This is a genomic window from Rhizobium sp. 2MFCol3.1, assembly GCF_000377565.1.
Classification (GTDB): Bacteria; Pseudomonadota; Alphaproteobacteria; order Rhizobiales; family Rhizobiaceae; genus Rhizobium.
In genome coordinates this window covers 1-23,349 of the sequence record NZ_KB898365.1, presented here as the reverse complement: position 1 = coordinate 23,349, position 23,349 = coordinate 1, and the positions used below count along the sequence as shown (strand labels likewise).

At 55.8% G+C, this 23,349-nt stretch carries 20 protein-coding genes and 1 pseudogene; 13 read left to right on the top strand and 8 right to left on the bottom strand.

Translation table 11 applies throughout. The annotated features are described in order from the left end of the window. Positions 1 to 7 precede the first annotated feature (7 nt). Positions 8 to 1,210: an acyl-CoA dehydrogenase family protein gene (locus D460_RS0122020; protein WP_196809354.1), complete on the bottom strand. Its 1,203-nt coding sequence runs from the start codon at positions 1,208 to 1,210 to the stop codon at positions 8 to 10. A 327-nt stretch (positions 1,211 to 1,537) separates the two neighbouring features. On the opposite strand from D460_RS0122020, the gene D460_RS0122015 reads away from it, so the two are divergent. Next, a complete protein-coding gene (locus D460_RS0122015; protein ID WP_051110822.1) occupies positions 1,538 to 2,275 on the top strand; it encodes an alpha/beta hydrolase in 738 nt (245 codons plus the stop codon). Positions 2,276 to 4,021: 1,746 nt separating this feature from the next. Beyond that, positions 4,022 to 4,819 carry an SDR family NAD(P)-dependent oxidoreductase gene (locus D460_RS33520; protein ID WP_018900756.1) on the top strand — a complete coding sequence of 266 codons (798 nt, stop codon included), beginning with the start codon at positions 4,022 to 4,024 and terminating at the stop codon, positions 4,817 to 4,819. Between the two features lie 99 nt (positions 4,820 to 4,918). On the opposite strand, the gene D460_RS0122000 is transcribed toward D460_RS33520, so the two are convergent. From D460_RS0122000 to D460_RS33510, 4 genes are all read right to left on the bottom strand, one after another. Beyond that, the gene (locus tag D460_RS0122000; protein ID WP_026283400.1) at positions 4,919 to 6,148 is read right to left on the bottom strand and encodes an MFS transporter; all 1,230 of its coding nucleotides are present in this window, start codon (positions 6,146 to 6,148) and stop codon (positions 4,919 to 4,921) included. Positions 6,149 to 6,235: 87 nt separating this feature from the next. Further along, the gene (locus D460_RS33515) at positions 6,236 to 6,448 is read right to left on the bottom strand and encodes a DUF3311 domain-containing protein (protein WP_018900754.1); all 213 of its coding nucleotides are present in this window, start codon (positions 6,446 to 6,448) and stop codon (positions 6,236 to 6,238) included. Between the two features lie 104 nt (positions 6,449 to 6,552). Further along, the gene (locus D460_RS0121990; protein WP_026283399.1) at positions 6,553 to 7,836 is read right to left on the bottom strand and encodes an epoxide hydrolase family protein; all 1,284 of its coding nucleotides are present in this window, start codon (positions 7,834 to 7,836) and stop codon (positions 6,553 to 6,555) included. A gap of 190 nt (positions 7,837 to 8,026) precedes the next feature. Then, positions 8,027 to 8,941 (bottom strand): LysR family transcriptional regulator, encoded by a 915-nt coding sequence (locus D460_RS33510; protein ID WP_018900752.1) that lies wholly within the window; start codon positions 8,939 to 8,941, stop codon positions 8,027 to 8,029. 189 nt (positions 8,942 to 9,130) lie between these two features. On the opposite strand from D460_RS33510, the gene D460_RS0121980 reads away from it, so the two are divergent. From D460_RS0121980 to D460_RS0121965, 4 genes are all read left to right on the top strand, one after another. Further along, entirely contained in the window at positions 9,131 to 10,645 is a 1,515-nt protein-coding gene (locus tag D460_RS0121980; RefSeq protein ID WP_018900751.1) for a M81 family metallopeptidase, read from the top strand. Positions 10,646 to 10,666: 21 nt separating this feature from the next. Beyond that, a complete protein-coding gene (locus D460_RS0121975) occupies positions 10,667 to 11,122 on the top strand; it encodes a RidA family protein (RefSeq protein WP_018900750.1) in 456 nt (151 codons plus the stop codon). Between the two features lie 202 nt (positions 11,123 to 11,324). Then, positions 11,325 to 12,104 carry an aldolase/citrate lyase family protein gene (locus tag D460_RS0121970; protein WP_018900749.1) on the top strand — a complete coding sequence of 260 codons (780 nt, stop codon included), beginning with the start codon at positions 11,325 to 11,327 and terminating at the stop codon, positions 12,102 to 12,104. Between the two features lie 8 nt (positions 12,105 to 12,112). After that, on the top strand, positions 12,113 to 13,087 hold the full coding sequence (locus tag D460_RS0121965; RefSeq protein WP_018900748.1) for a hypothetical protein: 975 nt from the start codon (positions 12,113 to 12,115) through the stop codon (positions 13,085 to 13,087). Here the strand turns inward: D460_RS0121965 and D460_RS0121960 are convergent. Then, on the bottom strand, positions 13,084 to 14,004 hold the full coding sequence (locus D460_RS0121960; RefSeq protein ID WP_018900747.1) for a LysR family transcriptional regulator: 921 nt from the start codon (positions 14,002 to 14,004) through the stop codon (positions 13,084 to 13,086). The two genes, D460_RS0121965 and D460_RS0121960, sit on opposite strands and share 4 nt — an antisense overlap. Positions 14,005 to 14,350: 346 nt before the next feature. Here D460_RS0121960 and D460_RS0121955 point away from each other — a divergent pair, with 346 nt between their 5' ends. The 7 genes and pseudogenes from D460_RS0121955 (at position 14,351) to D460_RS36460 (ending at position 20,850) form a co-directional block, all read left to right on the top strand. Beyond that, a complete protein-coding gene (locus D460_RS0121955) occupies positions 14,351 to 15,196 on the top strand; it encodes an amino acid ABC transporter permease (RefSeq protein WP_245267783.1) in 846 nt (281 codons plus the stop codon). Next, positions 15,193 to 15,984: an amino acid ABC transporter ATP-binding protein gene (locus D460_RS0121950; protein ID WP_018900745.1), complete on the top strand. Its 792-nt coding sequence runs from the start codon at positions 15,193 to 15,195 to the stop codon at positions 15,982 to 15,984. Before D460_RS0121955 ends, D460_RS0121950 begins: the two co-directional genes overlap by 4 nt. A gap of 49 nt (positions 15,985 to 16,033) precedes the next feature. After that, positions 16,034 to 16,915, top strand: a complete 882-nt coding sequence (locus D460_RS0121945) for an ABC transporter substrate-binding protein (RefSeq protein ID WP_018900744.1) — start codon at positions 16,034 to 16,036, stop codon at positions 16,913 to 16,915. A 616-nt stretch (positions 16,916 to 17,531) separates the two neighbouring features. After that, positions 17,532 to 18,509: pseudogene (locus D460_RS33505) on the top strand (thioredoxin family protein); the annotation flags it as partial. Positions 18,510 to 18,516: 7 nt separating this feature from the next. After that, positions 18,517 to 19,233, top strand: coding sequence for a peptide-methionine (S)-S-oxide reductase MsrA (gene msrA / locus D460_RS0121935; RefSeq protein ID WP_018900742.1), 717 nt, complete (start codon positions 18,517 to 18,519; stop codon positions 19,231 to 19,233). A gap of 337 nt (positions 19,234 to 19,570) precedes the next feature. Then, positions 19,571 to 20,077 carry an SLATT domain-containing protein gene (locus D460_RS0121930; RefSeq protein ID WP_018900741.1) on the top strand — a complete coding sequence of 169 codons (507 nt, stop codon included), beginning with the start codon at positions 19,571 to 19,573 and terminating at the stop codon, positions 20,075 to 20,077. Positions 20,078 to 20,079: 2 nt separating this feature from the next. After that, positions 20,080 to 20,850, top strand: a complete 771-nt coding sequence (locus tag D460_RS36460; protein ID WP_018900740.1) for a nucleotidyltransferase — start codon at positions 20,080 to 20,082, stop codon at positions 20,848 to 20,850. Here D460_RS36460 and istB read toward each other — a convergent pair. Continuing rightward, positions 20,837 to 21,613, bottom strand: a complete 777-nt coding sequence (gene istB / locus D460_RS0121920; protein WP_018896424.1) for an IS21-like element helper ATPase IstB — start codon at positions 21,611 to 21,613, stop codon at positions 20,837 to 20,839. The genes D460_RS36460 and istB overlap by 14 nt on opposite strands. Before the next feature lie 11 nt (positions 21,614 to 21,624). Then, positions 21,625 to 23,178 (bottom strand): IS21 family transposase, encoded by a 1,554-nt coding sequence (gene istA / locus D460_RS0121915; RefSeq protein ID WP_026282616.1) that lies wholly within the window; start codon positions 23,176 to 23,178, stop codon positions 21,625 to 21,627. Between the last annotated feature and the right edge of the window lie 171 nt (positions 23,179 to 23,349).

The window sequence follows — 23,349 nt, the reverse complement described above, 5'->3', positions numbered from 1 at the left end:
CGCGAGTTCAACCCGGAAGCAGCGGGGTGTTGGATGGAAGATCGTAGATGACCCGGCCATAGACTTCATAGACCGTGTTGATCGACAGGCCGGCGTGCGAGACCGCTACTCGAAGGTCACGCCAGCAATGGTTAAGCGAGTTATCCTCTCTGGCGAAACTGCCTCCGGACGCGTCCGCCAACAAATCCACCGCCTCCCACGCAAGACGAGACGAGAAAGCCGCATCACGCCAAATTCGTGCCTTCTGCTCTCTGGTGAATCTACGCCCAGTTTTTGCAGCTCGCTCGATCTCGTCGATTGAATGCCGCGCGATTGTGTCAGCGGCATCAATCTTCGCTGTCGCCTCACCCACCTGGAGATGGGTAACCGGGGCGTCGCTCTGCTTTGGATAGAAAGTCATTGCAATCTTCCGCTTCACTGAGTTGTCAATGAAGCGGTCGAGCGCACCTTTGGCTATCGCGATAGCGGTCGAGGACATCTTGACCATGATCGTCGGTACGACAGCTTGCTTGTAAAGCGTCGACAAGCTCACGCGGTCGTTGGGATACACCTCTGAGAGAATATTCTCATGTGAAATCAACCTCTCGTCGGGGATGAACAGATTGTCGACCCGGACCGAAGAGCTTCCCGAACCACGAAGACCAATGGAGTTCCAATCATCCAGAATGGTAAGTGCGGAGACGGGCACCAGCCCATGGAATACATGAGTTGGAACTCCCTGCTCGTTGATAATGGGAATCCCCAGGATATTCCAACCTGCGTGGTGTATACCGCTGTTAAACGACCACTCGCCTTCGTTGATGCGTACGCCACCATCGACTCTCTGCGCCGATATCCGGGTGGGAGCGAGCACAGCGCTTGTGAGGGGGTTGTCACTCTCAAATACCTCTCGGCTAACAGCCTCGGAATAGAACGTGGAAACCATCCAGCTCGCGGACCCCATAATCGAGTAGGTCCAGGAGACCGAACCATCGACCTTTCCTAGCTCCTGAACAATGTCGTAAAAGACATCGAGACCGACTTCAGCACCACCAAGGTCTTTTGGCACGAGCGCACTCATCAACCCTCTCTGCTTGAGGTCATCAACCGTACTCTCTGGAAGTCGGCGCAGATCAGCAGTCTCGCTGCTTCGTTCGATAAGCGCGTCCCCTAGCGATCTCGCCCCGAGCACCAACGGGTGTATTGAAGACTGATAGTTGAGTGCGCTCATGCCGACCTCGAATGCTTTCAAGACAACGATTTGATCGTCGCTGTTTCCGCGACTGACGCTACAATTTCGTTTCATGTGACCCGCCCTTTGTTACGATCGTAACGCTGGGTCCAAAGCTCTTAACGGCTTGGTATCGAGTGCAAGCCGAACCGAATTAATTGTATCGATCTGTACAGAGGCGCCCTCCTACATACTTGCTTACACAGTAGCATTTTCTCGACATAACGGGGATACATGGCGAGGGTCATATGATGTGGTCATTCTTACCAACAGGAGATCACAATGCCCCTCAATCCTCACATTCTCGCCGCGTTCACATTGGGAGCAATGGCTCTTGCCGGACCTGCAGTGGCGGACCAGAAGCCAACGGTGGTGCTGGTCCATGGGGCCTTCGCCGAATCCAATAGCTGGAACGGTGTTGTCAAGGACTTGGAAGCAGATGGCTATCCGGTTGTCGGTGCCGCGAATCCGCTTCGCAGCGTCAAGGGCGATGCGGCTTACGTTTCGTCGATCCTCGCAGGCATCAAAGGACCAGTCATTCTTGTAGGTCACTCCTACGGCGGTAGCGTGATCTCGAACGCTGCAAATGGCCATGACAATGTAAAGGCACTCGTCTACGTAGCGGCGTTTGCCCCCGACGCGGGGGAGAGTGCGGCAGAACTTAGCGGAAAATTTCCTGGCTCCACTCTGGCTCCTACCCTAGCGGCTCCTGTGACCCTGCCGGATGGTGGACACGACCTTTACATCGAGCAGTCGAAATTCCGCAGTCAGTTCGCGGCCGACGTGCCTGCAGCCGAAGCAAAGCTGATGGCTGCTGGTCAGCGTCCGATCACCGAGGCGGCATTGAAAGAGCCGGCTGGCGAACCCGCATGGAAGAAAATTCCGTCGTGGTTTGTCTACGGCGACGCTGACAAGAATATCCCTGCTGCCGCGATGGCGTGGATGGCGGAGCGGGCAAAGGCGAAGGACACAGTCGTCGTCAAGGGCGCATCTCACGTCCTCATGGTGTCTCACCCTGACACCGTAGCTAAGCTTATCGAAAAGGCAGCTGCGAGCAGCAAGTGAGGTCATCCTCCGGCATTCATTTAGGATGCCGGAGCAACTCGCCGCAGTGTCGACGACACTCGATCGACGAAACCGCCAACTTATAGGCTAAGACAAAAGGCACATCCCAATGACCATGAACGCTGTAACCAGCCCCCTCGCCGCTACGCGCCGCGTTGCAACAATTGCCTGCCTACCAAAGGTAACTCGGGTGACAACCGTGATCGCGGCAGTGGGGACGTCTGTCTTCGCCGCAAATGTCGCCTCTGCTATCGAGAGGAGGCCTGCGGCGTCGCTTACTTGCGAAATGGCCAAAGACATCGTTGACCGCGATGGTGCAGTCATTCTTCGCTATCCCTCTGAACGGATTGCGGGACTGACGCTTTACGATCGCTATGTTCGAAACGAACATCAGTGCGACACCAACCAGATAGTCCCAAAGCAGATCCAGACCGCAGACGACACAACCTGCGAGCTGTCTATATGCCGCCAGGTACGCAAAACCCGCGACTAATCGCAACTGCATCCTTTCTAGCTGACACCGCAACCGATCCGCGGTCTGCGACCGAGTAATCTGCAAGGCGCGCGAGCACCGCTGCGGCCCTATCGTGCCGGAGAAGGGCCTTGGCAAGTTGAGGTCGAGTGGCAAGAGCCGCTCGCTAAATAGGTTGTTTTACTACTTTGCAAGAACAGTATTTCGTGCAGATGCTGACGCGTTGCGCCCGTCTTGCGATGCGTCACGCGCCTGCGCGTCGGCCACAAAGATAGCTCTACGCGGCATTGCGCGTCTGGCTGGAATCAAGGACTTCGGCTATTCGTCACAAACGGTTGAAGCCGCTGGTGCCGACTGCATTCTCAAAAGCTTTCGCTTCTGGCACGACGCCAAGCCCTGGGCATCGCGACGAGGTGGCATCTGGGTGGAACATCCTCCCTCCGCCAATGCGCCATGGCCCGGTTTCCCATTGCCGTCCCGGCCTCGTGAGGCGGGATCGGAGCGTTGCTCGCCCCGACAGCACAGACGCTACAAGCGCCCCTTTTGATCGAGCCTCGCACAGCCGCTTCAGTCTCCGTGATACATGCCCAGCTACACCCTTACGGGCGCGAAAGGGTGACATCTTCGGAACGGCAGGGCGAGTTCTTATGCTCTCTCAGATATATGGTCGGGCGAAAAACTGTCGGCCGCAAGCCCATTTCAACCGTTCGTAATGAATACCCGGACCTCCTGCCGGCTGTGTCGGGAGGGTGCGTTTCCCGTCCATGGAAGAATGGGAAGGTGCCCACCGAACTCGGTTCGTGGCAGGACGTTCATCGGACAATCAAAGCGGCGAAGATTGGCTACCGCCGCCCGCACCCCGACGGGCCGATAGTCGCTCGGAGTTCCGATGTGCATGGAACGAGTGTGTTCTTTGCAAATGCGGTCGGTGATGCCCTGGCAGGCGTCACCGACCGGGACGTTTGTTCCGGCCGATCGTGACGCCGGTTGAGCCCGACGCGGTAGTTCGGACTTTCTCGTTACAACGTGGCCATGTCCTCTCGAAAGGGCATTTGCACACGACATCAGACTAGCCGAACGTTTAACATAAAGCGGCCAGTGCTACGACGGTCACTCTCCGACTTGGGTTACGCTAAGACGCTCGACAACCACGGGCCGATGTTAAACTCGAAGCCGAATTTCGCATCAAAGCTACAGCTGTAGCGATATCGGCAGCCCAAGTTACGAAAATGCGGCTTAGATTTGCGCTTTCGGAAACCCTCAGGAGTCGATCGATGACGCAAACAAAATCCATTTTAATTACCGGAGCTTCCCGAGGCTTTGGGAGACTGTGGGCCGAAGCCGCGGTAAGCAGGGGTCACAATGTAATTGCCGCCGTTAGAGACACGCAGACGGTCGCGGACCTTTCCGAACGGCACGGTAAGAAGTTCTTGGCGTTACAACATGATGTGACAGACCGAGAGAATGCGTTTCGCGTGGTCCAGAGTGCTGAAGATCGATTTGAGAAGATCGATGTGCTGATCAACAATGCCGGCTACTGCCTGGCAGGTGCTCTAGAAGAGGTTTCGGAACGGGACGCGCGCGCAATGTTCGACACCAATCTGTTTGGCGCGTTGTGGATGTCGCAGGCACTGTTGCCTGTGATGCGGAGACAAAAGAGTGGTCATATCATTACGGTCTCGAGTGTAAGTGGACTGATGGGACAACCGACCATTTCAATGTACAATACATCAAAGTGGGCTTTAGAGGGGATGATGGAATCTCTTCACCAGGAAGTCACCGATCTCGGCATCAGCGTAACCATTGTCGAGCCCACCATTTTCGCGACAGAGTTCAAGTCCGCGGCATCCTTGCGCCTCTCGAACCCGATTGGCGCGTACGACGCCGCAAGAGCGAAGCTTCGCGCTTCTCTCGCGAATGAGCCAGTCAACGACCCGCGCTCGTCAGTGGAGCCGATTATGGACCTAATCGACGCAAGTGCCCCACCTTTGCGGCTTCTTCTTGGAGACACAGGATTGCATTGGGCCGTAAAATCCTATGGGGAAAAGCTAGCGGGTTGGGCTGCCCACTAGCGGATGGCAGTATCCAATTAAGGACATACATGCAGGCGGAGCACATACAACACGCTCCGCCCCACCATCAGCTTAAAATTGACGCAGGATGCCGGCCCTCTACCTCGCACTCCCCGGACGCGAGGTTACTTCGAGCGTGACTTGGACATTTCGACCTGCGAGCAAGCCCACCACGGCCATTGCAATACTGAGAGCAGCACATACGATAAGGGGGGTACCCCAGCCGCCCGACACATCATGGATTGAGCCTACCAATGTCGGCCCCGTCGCGGCGAGCAGATATCCAATGCATTGCGACATTCCTGACAAAGCTGCCGCGTCGCTGGCGTTGACTGTCCGCAAACTTACGAATGACAATGCCAGAATCAGACCACCACCAGCGCCAAAACCGAAGAACACGATCCATAGCACGGCGAGGCTCGGCAAAATGTGCAGTCCCATTAAGCCGATCATAATCGAAAGGGCGAGCAGGCAGGCCGCATGGCGCTGATCCTTCATTCGGGGCGCTAGCGGGATCAGGACCAATCCAGGCAATGCCGTGGAAAGCAAAAGCACTCCATGCATCGAACCCGCTTGTGCCTCGGTGAAGCTGGCGTCGCGGAGGATAGCGGGTAACCAACTCACGCCTACATAATAAAGAAAGCAGTCAAGTCCCAGGAATAGCGTCACCTGCCATGCCAATGGTGAATGCCATATGCGGCCCTGAACTGCTGCCTTCTTGTTAGACATCACGGTTGTGCCGTTTGAACGAAGTTGGGGCAACCAGGCTAGAGCCGCCAGAATCGGAAGCAGCACGGATGCCGCTAGAGCTAGCCGCCAGTCCGAATTTTCCATTTGCGCGAACGGAACTGCCAACGTCGACAAGGCTGCAGCAGTGCACCCCATGACAAGAACGTACGCGGCAGTCAGTGACGCCACTCGATCGGGAAAATCACGTTTGAGTATGCTTGGAAGAAGCACGTTTCCGATTGCGATCCCCCCACCAATAATCGCGGTTCCGATGTAAAGGCCCAGCCCTGATCCCGAAGACCTTACGAATATTCCGCCGGCGATAACGATCAGCGACATCATCAGCGTACGTTCTAGCCCAAATCGACCAGCGAGGCCTGCTGCGAATGGTGAGACAATAGAGAATGCCAGAAGCGGTAGTGTGATCAGGAGACCAGCCTGGGCTGCATTGAGATCGAAGGTGTCTTTCAACATGTCGAGCAACGGAGCGACGCCCGTGAAAGGAGCTCGCAAATTCATTGCTATCAGGAAGACGCCTAAGAGCAGCAATAGGCGTCGCGACGATCTGTCCGCGTCGCTGTGGGTTGTTTTCGTACGCAAGGCTTCGACCTCCGCTATCGGCCTATGCTTCTAGGCCGGAGTTTGTAGGAACTTAAAATGGAAAGATGGCCGGGCGGCTATCGGCCTTCAGCCTAGCCAGCCTTCGTGGTCAGTGTCCTGCCGCTTGTTCTGCGGGTCCGATTGGAACAGAAGCCACATCATCGCGAAAATCAGCACTACGCTGAAGATCGTCCACACGAAAAAGAGTGGCAGGCCAAAGATGAGCGGTGTTACGCGATTGCAGATGATGCTACCGCCAAAGAGCATGGCGACTAGAAATAGCGTGATCTTCTTCTTCATCCGTTTGACCTAACCAGCCGCGCTCGTCGTAGTGCACAACGATGACCAAGGATTGGGTGGTTCTCTGCGACCGCTCCAAAGTAACGGCCGCAGAGAACCAGTTGTTAGCGAAGTGACCGGAATGCCGCGCGAACTTCCTCAGTGAAGAGTACCGGCTGCTCCCAGGACGCAAAGTGCCCACCATTAGCAACCTTATTGAAGTAGATCAGATTGCCATAGGCGCGATCGACCCACGACTTGGGTGCCTGGAAGATCTCTCCTGGAAAGATGCTGACCGCAACGGGAACTGACTCGATCTTGTCGAGCGCATTGAAGTTGTTGGTCTTGTCCTCCCAGTAGATCTGAGCGGCCGACGTTCCCGTCTCAGTGAACCAATACAGCGAGATATCGTCGAGCATCTCGTCTCGGGTGAGGACCTTTTCCGGCTGCTTGTTGCTGTACGTCCAAGTTACGAACTTGTCGTACATCCACGCTGCCATACCGACCGGCGAGTCGACGAGGGAATAGCCGATGGTCTGCGGGCGGGAAACCATCATGGCAGCATAGGCAGAATTTTCACGATAGAAATCAGCGAGCTGTTTGTATGTCGCCACTTCTTCGCTGGTAAGCGAAGCGGGCGGCGGATCACCCGCGGCCAGGCTGTGGGCAATGTCCTTGGGCACAACGGCCGGCATGCTGAGGTGGATACCAAGAAGGCCTGGCACGTTCTGGTGAGCCATACGCTGCGAGATGACTGATCCGCAATCGCCACCCTGGGAGACGAATTTTTCATATCCAAGACGGTTCATGAGCGTTCCCCATGCCCGGCCGATGTGATCCGAACCCCAGCCAGTGGTCGTTGGCTTTCCAGAGAAGCCAAAGCCGGGAATCGATGGAACCACCAAGTGGAATGCGTCTTCTGCCTTACCGCCGTGAGCAGTCGGGTCGGTCAAGGGATCAATGACCTTCATCATCTCGAGGATGGAGCCTGGCCATCCGTGGGTCATAATGAGCGGCATTGCATTTTCGTGCTTCGACTTCACATGAATGAAGTGGATGTCCAGTCCGTCGATCTCGGTGATGAACATTGGAAGCGAGTTGAGCTTTGCCTCGATCTTCCGCCAATCGTAGCCATTCTGCCAGTAGTCGACGAGGGAACGGAACTGCTCAAGCTGAAGGCCCTGCGAGTCGTCCGCGACGTTTTCTTTTTGCGGCCACCTGGCCATTGCCAAACGCTGCTTGAGTTCCGTGACGGCACTATCAGGGATGTTCACCTTGAAAGGCTTGATTTCGTCTGAAGATGCGCCGGTCGCAAAGGAAAGTGCGGGGTTGATCATCGTGACCGCCCCGGCGATGGCCGCCGTGGCCATGAAATTGCGACGGTTCATATTCATTAAAGAGGATGACATCGGGATGCTCCATTTGAGATCGGAAAGTACCCGCGATATCTGCTGGGGCGATGTATCTGTGGTATGTCTCGAACGGTAGCTTTTTGTATCGTTGGTTGTCGGAGGGACGTCGTTCTACATAGGATTACAAGAACGACATTATCTGCAACCGGGGGACCACTCGCGACTTTGGCGATGCCATTGCCCGGCACTAGCCGCCAAAAGACAAGAGCTTCCCCTTGATGTTGGAGAGCAAGCGGCCGGCGGCTGGCGGAAGAGCCCGCCCTCTCCTTACCATGAGACGCAACTTGGCTGACTGGCAAAGCTGGTGGTCGATATCTATCAGCGCCAATTCGCCAGTGGCGACCTCAGACGCCACGGCGACTCCCGCTCCGATAAATGCCATCCCCTGAGTAGACTTCACGTACTGCTTCAATGCAACGACGGAGCCACTGGTGAAGGCGGGGCGGAACGTTATGTGTTCCGAGTATTGCAATGCTTCGATCAGTTGGGATACTCCGTATCCCGATGGCATCAGAGCAAGTGGGAACTCGGCCATCCTCTCGAGCAGCGGAACTGAGCTGCTTCGCGTCAGGGGATGCCCAGCGCGAACGAGAAGCTTTGTCGGAGCAGCTACGGTCGCGACGAAGTTGATCTGCGCCTCAGCTTGGGGATTATAGGCCAATCCCAGGTGGGCGTTGTCCTCCGCAAGTTCACTCATAATCTTCCGGACAGGAAGCGCCTCGAGCGTCACGTTCAATCGCGGATGCTCAGAGCAGAACGGGCCAATGACCTGCTGCACGAGGTGGTCGACGTAACCCTCGCTGAGGACGATGCGCACCGAGCCCTCGTCGAGCCTGTCTATCGCATCCAGTCGCTCGCTGAGCTGGTGACGGTGGTCGCGGCAACCTCTTACGTAATCCATGACGTGTTGTGCCGCCTCATTCGGCTTCATCCCGCGCGCTTGGCGTTCGAACAGCACGTGTCCGATTTCGTCTTCAAGCAGCGATATCTGACGGGTTATTACCGATGGCGCGGTATTGAGAATATCAGCCGCACCGCGGATTGATCTCCGTTCGAAAACCGCCTGAAAGTACCTGAGCCTGGCTTGGTTGAGTTCCCGCATGTCGTAATCCGTCGTTGCTCTGTAGGCAACACTTCTACACTTGAATTGCTATTGATGGAACGGAGAGCTCGGCTCATGATCCTGCCATCAACCGACGCCTCTAAGGAGTTCGAGGCCCCCAGGGTATCTATCCACTGAATTATTGGCCCTCGGACAATGCATTTCCCAGTCTAGAGAAAGGAATTACCCGTGAATATCCTGATTGCCGGCTTTCAGCACGAAACCAACACGTTCGCACCTACGAAGGCGACATATGCAAGCTTTTTGAATGGAGAAGACTTTCCGTCGATGGCTCACGGACAGGACGTCCTGAAGCTTGCAGATGTCAATATCCCCATCGGAGGGTTCATCAAGCATGTAACCGGTCTTGGCCATTCCGTAACGCCGGTCGTCTGGGCGGGCGCGGGTGCTTCAGCACATACGACGACCGATGCGTACGAGCGTATTGCCGGGGAAATAATCGAAGGTGTGAAGCATCTCACATACGATGCGATTTATCTCGATCTCCATGGTGCGCAAGTGACCGAGGACCTGGACGACGGAGAAGGTGAGCTAGTATCACGCGTTCGCAGTATTGTGGGACCGGACGTAAAAATCGTCGTCTCGCTGGATTCCCATGCGAACGTCACCGACCTTCTGTGGAGGGTTGCGGACGCCGTCGTCGCTTATCGGACCTATCCGCACGTGGATATGGCAGAGACTGGAGTACGTGCGGCAAAACTTCTCCTCCACCTGCAAGCGTCGGGCAAGCCCTTGGCACTGGCATCGCGGAGATTGCCATTCCTTATCCCTGTCAATGCGATGTCGACGATGCTGCAACCAGCACGAGGTATGTACGATTTTCTGGAAGAACTCGAAACCGACGTCGTTTCCTTGTCGTTTGCACCCGGCTTCCCTGCGTCCGATTTCGCCGAGTGTGGTCCTACCGTATGGGGATATGACGACGATAGCGGCAAAATCGATACCGCTGTCGAGGCATTATATAATCGCGTCCTAGATGCCGAGACTGCTTGGAGTGTCGAGTTTGAGAAGCCCGATGACGCGGTACTTCACGCGATGCATGTTGCGGCGTCCGCAGGAAAACCCGTCATTCTGGCAGACACGCAGGACAATCCAGGTGTGGGAGGGACCTCCAATACCACCGGGATTTTGAAGTCATTGCTCCGGAACGGTGCAAAAAATGCCGCTCTCGGATTGATGTGTGATCCTGTTGCAGCTGCTGCAGCCCATAAAGCCGGCGTTGGTGCGCAGATCGAGATCGCGCTCGGCGGCTGCGCACAAGTACCAGGTGACACGCCTCTTGTCGCAACTTTCACGGTGGAAAATCTCTCCGACGGAAAGCTCGTCTACGGAGGGCCTATGATGCACGGAAAGCAGGCCGAGCTCGGTCCATCGGCTCAGTTGAAAATCGATGGTGTCCGCATCGTGGTCACATCGAACAAAGCTCAGCTGCTAGATAGAAACATGTATCGCGCAGTAGGCATCGAGCCCGAAAATATGAGCATCCTGGTAAATAAGAGTTCGGTTCATTTTCGCGCTGATTTCTCTGCGATAGCAGAACAGATCATCGTGGTGGAAGCACCGGGGCCGTTTTCGGCGAACCCTGCAGATTTGCCCTGGCGCAATCTGCGTGAGGGCATTCGACTGAGCCCGAACGGAAAAGCATTTGCGAAAGAAGTCGCGGCCAATCAGGCAGCCGAATAAGACAGACAAAGGATCGGTGCAATGAGCGTTTACGACCGGCTGAGAGACCTAAATATAGAACTTGGTGACGTGGCGGTGCCGGCCGCCTCTTATCTCCCCTACATCCGATCGGGAAAGCTGCTTTTCCTCTCGGGACATCTCGCGAAGCGTGGTGGCCTCGTCTGGGCCGGGCAGCTTGGGGACAAGATTTCGATGCAGGAAGGTACTCAAGCTGCGAGGGCAGTCGCGATCGATCTGATCTCCACACTCCATCACGCGACCGGCGACCTCAACAAGCTGGAGATGATCGTTAAGCTAACTTCGATGGTGAACTCGACAGGTGGTTTCGATAGTCAGCATCTGGTTACGAACGGTGCAAGCGACTTGCTTGCCGAGGTGTTCGGCGACAAAGGTCGCCATGCTCGTTCCGCCTTCGGAGTGGCGCAGTTGCCCTTGGGCGCATGCGTGGAGATCGAGCTGATCGCGCAGGTTGCCTGACTTTTAGCGACCTGAGACTGAGGGCATCGCGCAACCGATGCCCTCTTCTGCGCTGTGAGTTGTCAATTTCGCACCTTCAAACTTTGCCCGGCGATGCGTCAGCGGTACATAGCCGGAGACTATGCCTGCCCTAGATCATTTCGATTTTCCGCACGGGCTCGATGACTACAGTGACGGTTAACAACCGAACTGGGAGCGTCAAGTGTATAGAGAAAATGTCCTCAAGCGCCGATTGAAGAACGCCGAAAAGGCGTTTGGAAGCTGGAATGTTCTGGCTAGCAGCTTTGCAACCGAGGTGATGGCATACTCGGGCTTTGATTTCATAATAATCGATCACGAGCATGGCGTCGGCGATCTCGGAACGCTAGCGCACCAGCTACAGGTGCTGGGCGCTAGCCCTGCGACGTCTTTGGTTCGCGTGCCGGGACACGATGTTAGCTACATCCGGCGTGTACTTGATCTCGGTGCCGAGGGAATCGTTGTTCCCGCGGTTGGCACCGCGGCCGAGGCACGTGCTGTTGTCGCTGCCAGCTACTATGCCCCATGTGGAATTCGAGGCGCGGCCCCTGGCACGATACGTGCGTCAGGTTTTGGTGCGGCGGCCAAGGAATACGCCAAGACAGCCAATGAGAACGTGCTGGTGGTCTGCCAAATAGAAACGGTTCAAGGCGCGACGAACGCCGCCGAAATCGCCGCAGTCGATGGCGTCGATATGATATTCGTGGGTCCTTACGATCTATCCGCGTCCGCGGGCAGAATGGGTGAGATGGATCACCCGGAAGTGCTGGCTCTGATCGACCAGATCGAGTTCCACGCTAACGCTGCCGCTGTCCCGCTTGGTACCGTCCTTCGTCCTGACATGGCGTTGGAAGACGCGTACGCGCGCGGCTACCTGATGGTCGCAACCGGGAGCGACTCCACGAGGCTTCGTGCAGCGTGCGTTGCCGACGTTGCCAATTTCAGCAAGATCACGGGACGCTGAGGGATACGATGTCGAGAACCAGAGTAAAAATCGCCCTTCGCGCCTATGATCAATTCTGCCCGTTGATCAACGGTGCTGTCAGCCATCCCGAATTCGAGTTCGATGTAGACTTCCGTGCCCCACTATCCGACGACTTCTCGTCCGGTTTTCATGCGCGGGAGATCTCCTTCAACAGGTATGTTCTTGGGCATGCGAGAGGAGAACGGAACCTGATTGGACTCCCAGCTTTCGTTTTACGCGGCTTCCGGCACCGAAACTACATCGTCCGACGTGACTCGCCCCTCACCAGTCTCTCGGAATTAAAGGGCGGCAGGATTGGTACCAACTCGTGGGGTGATACCGGAACAATGTGGTCCCGCGCCGCGCTGCGCGAATCTGGTGTGGGGGTCAGCGATGTCAGTTGGGTCCTTGGCGATCTCGACGACGTCACCAAGCTCAAGCCCCGAGCGCCGACAGATGCCAAGCCTCCCGCCGACACTCTTTACCTCAGCGAGGGACAGACTTTGCTAGGTGCTTTGCGCGATCACAGTCTAGACGCCGTCACGACTGCCTTCATGCCGCCTGCCGTTTACGAGCGAAACGGAGAGTTCCGCCGTCTGATTACGGACTTTCGAAAAGCCGAGCTTGTCTATCACCACCAAACTGGAATCTATCCGGTTTTCCACATCATGGCCGTTCAGCGCTCGTTTGCCGAAACGTTCCCCGACGCGGTCCGAGCGATTTACCAAACGCTTCAGGACTCCTGGAATATGTGGTGGACGAAGACGAAAAACTTCGGTGAATCATCTCCGTGGGCGATCGAGGAGGCTGAAACCATGCTGAATCTGTTTCCCGATGACGTCTTTCCCTTTGGCACTCAGTCGGCATCCCATCGCCGAATGCTTCGAGCGGTCTGCGACGAACAGCTCCAACAGAATCTGGTCACCGCTCCCGCAGATCCGGAAGCGCTGTTCTCTGATTTCGAAAAGCTTGCCACGCGCTAGCCGAATTTCACGCACGCTGCCTTGAAGTGCTGCACGAATATCTGGGTAAGCTGAGATGGACGGCGGTTGGGGTAAATGAGTTGCAGGGTGACATCAATCGCAGGAACGAACGGCCGCGCGGTAATTCGTTCTTGCGAGTGATAGTAAAGCGAGTATTCGTCGACCAATGCGATCCCAAGGCCATTCTCGACGTGGGGATAAACGTGCACAACGCTGTCGACAGTTAGAATCTGATCGGGCCGCGGCAGCCCGTTTTCGATAGCCTTCTCCAGCTGGGCGACGAGCCATTGATGGCCGGGGGGATAGGAGATAAGCGCGTGGTGCTGGAGATCTGACTGATTGACGACATCCTTGCTCTCAAGCGGATGCCCTTTAGGCATGATGCAGAAGAGCCGACCCGAAGAAACCGTCTCAACCTGCAGGCCCTCCTGTTCGGCTTCGCCTGTTCCAAAGGAGACGGCCAGATCGACACCTTCCGCAGCTACTGCGTGATAAACCGCTCTCTTTGGCCTGACGAGCAAGTGTACCCTGGCATCTGGGCGCTCTTCAAGGAAAGTCTTCACTGCCTCGGCAACAAGCCCATTCCCGAGCGGCGGGATGGCGGCAATGCTCATGAGCTGCGAGACGTTTCTCTGTATCTGAGAAATGGCGTCGGATACCGAATGCAGGTACCTGAAGTTACTCTGTAACGCGCCGTGGAGGATCATTCCTTCGTTCGTCGGCACCAGACGTCCGCGGTCCTTCCTGAACAACGCAAGACCAAGCTGATCTTCCATGCGTTTGAGCATTGCACTGACAGTAGGTTGGGAGACATGAAGGTTCTCCGCCGCGGCGGTGACGCTGCCTGCTTCCACAACTGCATAGAAGACCTCCAGTTGCCTTAAACTCAGGTTGCCTAAAGATGCGATAGCAGCCAACACCTACTCCCCTATCAGCCTCCTGGATAGCAATGGTTCCCACAATCCGCTGCATTTAGCTTCCGATCAAGTAACGCACTGACTATTGATCGAGACGCCCCATAGCTTTTCCCTATGTAGCTCCAAAAGAATTGGCCTTTCAAGATTTGTGTTGAATCCATCTAATACCAACAGTGAAAACGCCGACCTGCGATGAGCCTCCACAGTTAAGGAAAAGAGAGGCGGGTGCGGCTTCAGAGGAGGACAGTTCATGTCGGTAGCAATCCAAGCGGGAGACACACCCGCGCAGCAGGTTTCTAACGAGGGAATATGCGATGTGTCGCGGGCGGCAGAGCGCGCAAACCCGATGCGTTGGATTCTTCTTTTGCTGGTTATCGCCTTCGCGGCACAATTCGCGTGGCAGTTAGCCACAAACCCGAACCTCGAATGGCAAACAGTGCTCCACTGGCTGTTTGATCCGTCCGTGATGCAGGGCCTTTCCGTAACCCTTGGTCTAGCCGTAGCAGCTATGCTCATCGGAACCGCAATCGGACTTCTCCTTGCGATAGCACGAATGTCAGAAAGCACACTCGCCCGAACACTCTCGGGACTCTACATTTGGTTTTTCCGTGGTACTCCAATGCTAGTGCAGCTTATCTTCTGGTACAACCTTGCTACCCTCTTCCCCACATTGTCGATCGGCGTCCCCTTCGGACCGACATTTCTGAGTTGGGAGACCAACACCGTTATCACTCCTCTGACCGCTGCGATCGTGGGGCTGGCCCTAAACGAGGCCGCGTACATGGCCGAGGTCATTCGCGGTGGACTTCTATCGGTTGATCCAGGGCAACGGGAGACAGCACAGGCGTTCGGGATGACCAGGGCTCGGGCGCTTCGACGCATCATAATCCCACAGGCCATGCGCGCTATCATTCCGCCGACAGGGAACCAGTTCATAAGCTTAATCAAAGGAACATCGCTGGTCAGTGTCATTGCCATGAACGACCTGCTCTATTCTGTCCAAGCAATCTACAACCGCACATTCGAGATCATCCCGTTGCTGCTGGTCGCTGTGCTTTGGTATCTGCTCGTCACGTCCATACTCAACATCGGACAGTCCAGGATCGAGGCCTACTACGGCCGTGGTGATCGAAGCAGAAGCGCGATTGCGACCGAAAAGATAGCTGAGTTGAACGAGGAGGGTGTACGATGATCACGCATTCAGTCAGTCCAGAGACATCCAAGCCGCTGGTTAGCGCAGTCAACGTCCACAAGTCCTTCGGCGACCTGGAAGTTCTAAAAGGGATCGATCTCGAAGTTCGGGCGGGCGAAACGATTGTAGTACTGGGCCCTTCCGGTTCTGGGAAATCCACATTTCTCCGGTGTATCAACCATCTCGAGCGAATACAGCAAGGAGCCATCAGAGTAGGTGACGTTCAGGTCGGCTACGAGGTTCGCAACGGCCGTGTGTATCATGCACCTCCATCCACTTTGGCGCGCCAGCGCAAGGGAATCGGGATGGTGTTCCAACAGTTCAATCTCTACCCGCATCTAACCGCACTCGAGAACATTACCGAGGCCCCGATCGGCGTATACAAGGAGCGACGGTCGGATGCCGAGGAATACGCCTACACACTCTTGGAGCGGGTCGGTCTCCGACACAAGGCGAACGCGTATCCCCGTCAGCTTTCCGGCGGGCAACAGCAACGAGTTGCGATCGCGCGAGCGCTCGCCATCAAGCCGAAGCTGATCCTGTTCGACGAGCCGACCTCAGCGCTAGATCCCGAATTGGTAGGAGAGGTGTTGGCGGTTATGCGTGACCTCACGAAAGAGGGGATGACCATGATCGTGGTCACTCACGAGATCGGATTCGCGAAAGAGGCGGCCGATCGCGTGGTCTTTATGGACGGCGGCAAAATCGTCGAGCAGGGAAGCCCGCAGGATGTCCTCGTCAATCCAAAGCATCAAAGGACACGCGCGTTTCTCAATCGTTTCATCTGAAGGCAAAAGAAAAGTAAGAGCGCATCGCGCCTAACCAAGGGAACAGATCATGTTGAAGAAGACCATTAGTGCTGCGTTGATCCTCGCGCTCATGGCGGGAGCCATACCCGCGTCGGCAACCGATAACACAATTCCCAAACAACAATTGAATGAGAAGCTACGGGCAATGCTGCCCGAGAATATTCGGGAGCGTGGCTACATAGTTGCAGTCAACTGGGGCTCCTACCCACCGTATGAAATCGTAGTGAGCCCTACCGAGCTAGAAGGCGCGAGTGCCGAACTTGCCACGGCCTTCGGAGAGCTGTTTGGTGTCCAAATGAAGCACCAGACGGTAAGCGGTCTAGCGGCAATGCTGGCTGGTTTTGATGCCGGTCGCTTTGACATGGCCATCGGTCCGAGCGGAGATTTCCCGGACCGCCGCGGTAAAATCGACTTCATTGATTGGGTTAAGGAGTATGTAGCGTTTGCCGTACCGCACGGGAATCCAAAAAACATTGGCAGCCTGGAAGATGTCTGTGGTTTGAGGATTGCGGTTATGGCCGCCGGTTCGGCCGAGCGGGTGCTTAAAGCGAAGGCGCAAGAATGCGAGACGTCGGGAAAACCTGTCCAAGTGCAGTCTTTCCCCGATCAGAACACCTCCATCCTCGCCGTTCGATCTGGCCGCTCAGATGGATTCTTCTCCGGTCAGGCACCGCTGACATATTTTGTCTCACAATCTTCGAGCCAGTTGGGTCTCGCAGCCGCGAACCTGCCCAACGGTTTCGGAGACATTTACCAAGGGACAATCGCTCCCAAGGGCTCGCCTTTAAGCGCGGCACTTCTCGCTGGTTTCGAAGTCCTATTCGAGAATGGGACCTACGAAGCCGTGATGAAGAAGTGGGGGCTCGAGGGGAACATGCTGCCCAAGCCGGGCATCAACCTAGCGAAATAGGTTCGGCGAGGCCGGAGGAACGGGGTGGCTATCCGAGGAGGGAGGGGTGATCCTCGGATAGCCTTACCGACGCCAAACGCCAGACACGCCGGGCCGGAATTCGTTTTTTAATTATCGCTTCCACTGCATACCGATCGGTAGCGCCGTCAGGCACATTCAGCGGCATACTTGTATCCGCAGTATTTCGGGAAAAGCCTAGATTTGCATTTCAGTGTATCGGCGGCGGAGCGCCGCAGTTCCGCGCCGTCGCAGATTTGCATTACGTTACAAAACCACACCTAACTCGACACATTGGGGATACTTCCAGGGTGTGAGCTCCATTCAACGAAGGAGTTCAAAGATGACACCGATAAGTATCGACGGTCCGTTATGGACGCTAGCGTTAGTCAACCTCTGCGTTGTTCTCACGCAAGTCATTGCAACAACGCGATTGGTACCAGTACGCCATCTCGCTGGTTCTGCGTCTAGCCGTGCATCTTCGGCGATTGCGGCTATTGGGCTACTTGCAGTAATACCCTTGAATTCTGCCGCGGCAGCTGACGTTCGCGGACCGGGCAATCCCGCCGCGAAAAGCCGTACAGGCAACACCGAAGTCACGTCGAACATCCGAGCGTCCTTTCGAAGTGCCTTGCCCGTCGAGGGCCCTGCCCCGTCCATCGCCGGCGCAACAGATTGGATTAACACTCAACCCTTGTCGCTCGATAAGCTCAAAGGCAAAGTCGTTCTCATCGATTTTTGGACGTACTCATGCATCAACTGCATCCGTACCCTGCCTTATGTGAAAGCGTGGCGGGACAAATATAAGGACATGGGCTTTGAGGTCATTGGCGTCCACGCTCCTGAGTTTGCGTTCGAAAAGCGCCTGGATAACGTCCGGGATGCAGTTGAGAATTTCAAGATCGACTTCCCGGTAGCCCTAGATAGCAACTACCGCATTTGGCGGGCCTACGAAAACATGTACTGGCCTGCGCTCTATCTGATCGATGCGGAGGGTCGAATTCGCCATCACCAGTTTGGTGAGGGATCCTACGAGGAGATGGAAGCAGCCATCCGCGACCTGATCCGCGAGGCTGGCTCCAGACCATCACCGGAGTATTCATCTCCCTCAGCAGCCACCGGCGCTGAGATCCCGGCGAGCGCTCAACCCGCCCTATCTGATGAAACCTACCTTGGCTACGAGCAGGCGCGGAACTTCGCCTCCATTGGCGGTGCGGCGCAGGACACCCCGAAGAAGTATTATTGGGATCGCCTTGATCTCAATGACTGGGGACTAACAGGCGAGTGGACTGTCGGGGCGGACTCCGCCTTCCTTGATCGGTCATTTGGCGAGATCGCGTTCCGGTTCAATGCTCGCGATCTCCACCTGGTAATGGGCAGCGGACCTGAAAAGAAGGCGATTCGGTTCCAAGTCCTGATCGACGGCGCGCCGCCTGGCAAAGATCACGGCGCGGATATCGACGAGCACGGTGTGGGAACCGTCACAGAGACGCGCCTCTACCAACTCGTCCGACAAAGCGGCGTTCCCACCAAACGTACCTTCACAATCAGATTCCTTGACGCTGGCGTGAGTGCCTACGTCTTCACTTTCGGATAGGAAAATCATGTTCAACTTCAGAAAACTTCTCAAACAAACTACTGGCACACTGCCGCTAGCCGCGGCTGGTGCGGCTGTCGCAATCTTCTATTCAACTTGGTTTACCGGCTATCCATCTGCCGCCGAACAGCCAAAAGTCCTGCCCGCTCCGCTAAGCGACGTCGTGGACAAGTCCTCTACTCAAACGGCCGTGTTTGCTGGCGGCTGCTTCTGGGGGACACAGGGTGTATTCCAGCACGTGAACGGTGTCATCGCCGTCAAAGCTGGCTATGCCGGTGGTAGTGCCCAGACCGCAGTATATGAGTTGACGGAGACAGGGACAACCGGGCATGCAGAAGCGATCAGGATCGTCTACGATCCGAGCAAGGTGACTTACGGCGAGTTGCTTCAGGTTTTCTTCTCAGTGGCGCACAATCCAACTCAGCTGGATTACCAGGGCGCGGACGTCGGAAACCAGTATCGTTCTGCGATTTTCCCTCAGAATGAGGAACAGGCGGACGTGGCGTCGGGTTACATCAGTCAACTCGATAAGGCTCAATCGTTCGCTTCGAAGATCGTCACAAAAATCGAGCCAGGAAAGACATTCTATCAAGCCGAGGACTATCACCAGAACTACCTCGTGAACAATCCTACTCAGCCCTATATCGCCTTCGTCGAACAACCTAAGGTCAACGCGCTCAAGGACATGTTTCCCGCATTCTGGCGAGACGAGCCCCAACTTTGAGTCTAGAGGGACAGAAGCGCTTGCAACAAGGTCGGTAGGATTCGGTAAGCCCGCCGACCTTTTCGCATGCCGTGTCTCAGGAGCCCGCCCCCCCCGCCCTTGAGCGGAGATTTGGCCCCAATGTGTTCGGTGAACTCGCGGAGGCGTGAAGCGCAAGGCCGAAGTCGGCTCGCACGGCACTTGTTCACCGCAACCATATGCTCACGTTGCAGTATTTCAACGTCTGACAGGGCTAGCTTCTCCCATATCAGGCGGCCTAAAGCTGTGGATATACCTAGTCTACCTTTGACTTTTTGTTCCGAGCAACCAACCAATATCTGCTTGTTATGAGGTGGTCATGATCGACTTAGATTTGCGGGAAAAAATCGAAATCGAGTTGTCCAGAATAGAAGAAGACACTCTTCACAGCAGCAAGTCTCAATACAACGCCGGCGAGCGTTACTCTTCAAGGCATGTATGGCTCGGTGTCCCAGCTTCCGCCTTGAGCGCACTTGCAGGTGCAGCGTCATTTTCGGGACAGTGGGAGATCGCGGCGGGGCTCATCAGCATTGCAGTGGCTGTGTTGGCGGCTTTGCAAACTTTCATGAAGCCGGCGGAGCAGGCAGCCGCTCATAAGGCGGCCGGTGACCAATTCCTTGCCCTTAGGAATGACGCCCGACTGATGCGCGAGATCAAAGTTGGCCTCATAGATGACTCACAGGAGGCTGTCACTGCGCTGGAGGTGATGGTCAAGCGAAGGAACGACCTCAATGCCTCCAGCCCCCAAGTGGGCGCGCGAGACTTTCAAAAAGCTAAAAAAGGGATCGATGCTGGCGAAGCCAAGCATGCGGTCGATGGCCGCTAGTCATGACCGCTCAATCTTACCTTTACAATCGCGCAACAAACGCTGTGCTCTCTGATGATGAAAAGTCGAGCATTGTGAAATCGATCGCTACGCTCAAGAGCCGATTGAATGCATATTTTGATGGCAACTTGCTCCAACATTTCGCTTTCGGTTCCTACACTAGAAACACGATTCTCCCGCGCGCTTTGGATGCTGAATCCGATGTCGACTACATGGCGGTGTTCGCGGAGGGCGGATACACCCCGCAGACGTATCTTGATCGTTTGAAGCGTTTCACAGAATATCGTTACAACCGATCAGAGATTTATCAGTCGAGTCCGACTCTTGTCCTGAACCTGAACCACATCCGTTTCGAGTTGGTGCCAGCTCTTGATCACGCATCGGGCTACAGTATTCCTGATGGATCTGGCGGTTGGATACTGACAACCCCGAACACCTTCAACACTGCCCTGACAGAAAAAAATAAGGCGACCAACAGTAGGCTAAAGCCCGCCATTCGCCTTGCTAAGATTTGGAATGCAGATCGCGGTTACCCTTTTGCTAGCTATCCGATGGAGCGCCAAGCAGCCGGGATTAGCTATAGCGGATGTGCAGACACTGTAATGTCGCACTTCTTCAGGCTGATGGACAACTTGGTACTTCCTTCGGGCAGCGTGCGGATTTCAATGAATCGGGACAGCGATTTCAGCAAGTCGCGGACAAGCATTTCGCTAAGTCGCGGACAGCGTGCTCGATCGAGTTCCGCCAGCCTGGTTGCTGTTATGGGTGATTGATTTCGTTTATTTCGGCGCCGGTCAAGAGCGTTGGTGTTTTCCGCTTCCGCATGCTGTCGCCTTCGAGCGTTATACGGTGGGCATTGTGAACAATACGGTCCAGGATCGCGTCCGCTAGAGTTGCCTCGCCGATCATCTCATGCCATGCGGCCACAGGAAGCTGGGCCGTGATCAGAGTGGATTTCCGACGGTATCTTTCTTCAAAGATTTCCAGCAGATCGAGGCGCTGCCGATCGTTCAGGGTATGGGTTCCCCAGTCATCAAGCACCAGCAGATGAACGCGTGCAAGCTTGTCGATGAGGCGCGGAAAGCGTCCGTCCAGTCTGGCAAGCGCGAGGTCCTCAAATAACCGTGGCATGCGAACGTAAAGAACGGAGTGGTCGAGGCGGGCCGCCTGGCGTGCAAAGGCACACGCGATCCACGTCTTTCCGGTGCCCGTCTGGCCTGTCAGGATCAAGTTTTCATTTGCCTTGAGCCATGCACCCTGCGCCAGAGACAGGACGTTTCGGCGATCCAGTCCCCGGTGCGCTCCAAAATCGATGTCTTCAATGGAAGCATTGGCAAAACGGAGTTTGGCGGTGGCGAGCCGGTTTGTCAGTCTACGGTCCGTTCTGAGAGCGATCTCGCGGTCAAGCATCAACCCCAGTCGTTCGTCGAAGCTCAGATCATTTCCATGAGCCTGCTCCAGGAGCTCGCGATAGGCCGTTGCCATACCGGCCAGACCAAGCGCACTCATTTGCTCAAGTGTTGGATGTGTCAGCATCTGATGTCCTCTTATTGATAGTAGGTTTTGCCGCGGATATTGCCGTGCGGCGGGGCCGGCTTCACAGCCTCGGTCATGGCCGGAGCCTGATCGAGACCAGATCTGAGAATGTTGGCGACAGACGAATAGCTCAGCGCGTTGATCACCAGCGCCCGTTCGCAAGCCAACTCCAACCGATCGGATTGGTAGCGACGCGCCAGGGAAAGAACGCCTTGAGCAGATCGGTAGCCCTGTTCCGGGTGGGGGCGATCACTGAGGAGACGCTCGATGAACGTCGCCGTATTAACCCCGACCTTTGCTGCTTCGCTGCGCAACGAGTGGGGTGTCGTGTTTGCATAGCGCTGGTGCGCCTTAGGCATGTGTTCATTGACGGTGACGTGGCCTGAACGCTGCGAGCTCCGGATGTGACTTGCGACACGTTTGTGGTCGAAGAAGATCTCAACCGCCCGGTACGTCAGCCTGACATCGACCCGTCGTCCGATCAGCCCATGCGGTACGGAATAAAAGGTCTTGTCGACTTCGATATGGTAGTCGGGATGGACTTTTGCGGTTTTCCATTCCGAATACTCAAACGGCGTTGACGGCAAAGGTTTGAGTTGAGAGCGTTCGACTTCGTCGAACAATGCGCGGCGAGATTTTCCATATCGCCGCATGGTTCGGGTATTGAGGTCCTCGATCAAAGCGCTGATGCGGATATTAAGATCGACAAGGCTGAAGAAGCGCTCGTTGCGAAGCCTCGCTAGAACCCACCGTTCCACGATCAAGACCGTCCCTTCAGCAGACGGCTTATCGCGAGGATGTCGCGGGCGTGCCGGAACAACGGTTGTGTCGTAATGCTCGGCGAAAGCGGCGAACGTCGAATTCAGTGTGGGTTCGAACCAAAGAGCCTTGGCAACAGCCGATCTGAGGTTGTCGCAGATCGTCGTCTTCGTAACGCCACCAAAGTAACTAAAGGCCCGCTGATTGGCCTCAATCCAGTCGGGCAGCTTTTGGCTGAAGCTGGCATAGGCGAACGTCAGTTGCGACGCGCTCAGAACCGCGACATAGATCTGAGCTGCGCGGATCTCGCCAGTCGATGGATCGATGATCGGGATCGTATGGCCAGCATAGTCGCATTCCATCGCGACACCAGCAACGTGACGGCTGCGGTAGGTGGGCCTGGCTCGGCTTTCATGATCGGCAAACCGGCCGCAAAACCACGTATAGCCATAGCCATCCGGATGAGCTTCCCGATATTCCTGCCAAAGCAAATGGAGCGTGACGCCTTTGCGCTTCAGCTCGCTGGCCATCTTTGGCCAGTTTGGCTCGACGGTATCGCGTGGAGGCCGTCCCATACGCCGGAATAGTCGACGCTCGAGAACGTCGTCCTCGTCCAGGCCCGCAGGTAGAGGCCAGACCGCAAGCCCAGCTTCCCTTGCCCGCAGTAGGTACGTCGAAACCGATGTCTTGCTGATCTTCAGCCGCTCGGAAACGGCACGTATCGATAATCCCTGCTCGAAGGTAAGCCGCAGGATCGATCGGATATCCTTCACGTCAGTATGTCTCGCTTGCTTCCGCCTGGGCATCATGTCCTCGCTCAAACCACGAGGGGAATGTGCCAGATCGGCGCTCACGAAAATCGATCAAAATCCGCCGCAAGAACTGTCCGCGACTTACTGAAATCACTGTCCCGTACTTAGTGAAATCGGTGTCCGCGACTTACTGAAATGCCTGTCCGCGACTTTGTGAAACCCGCA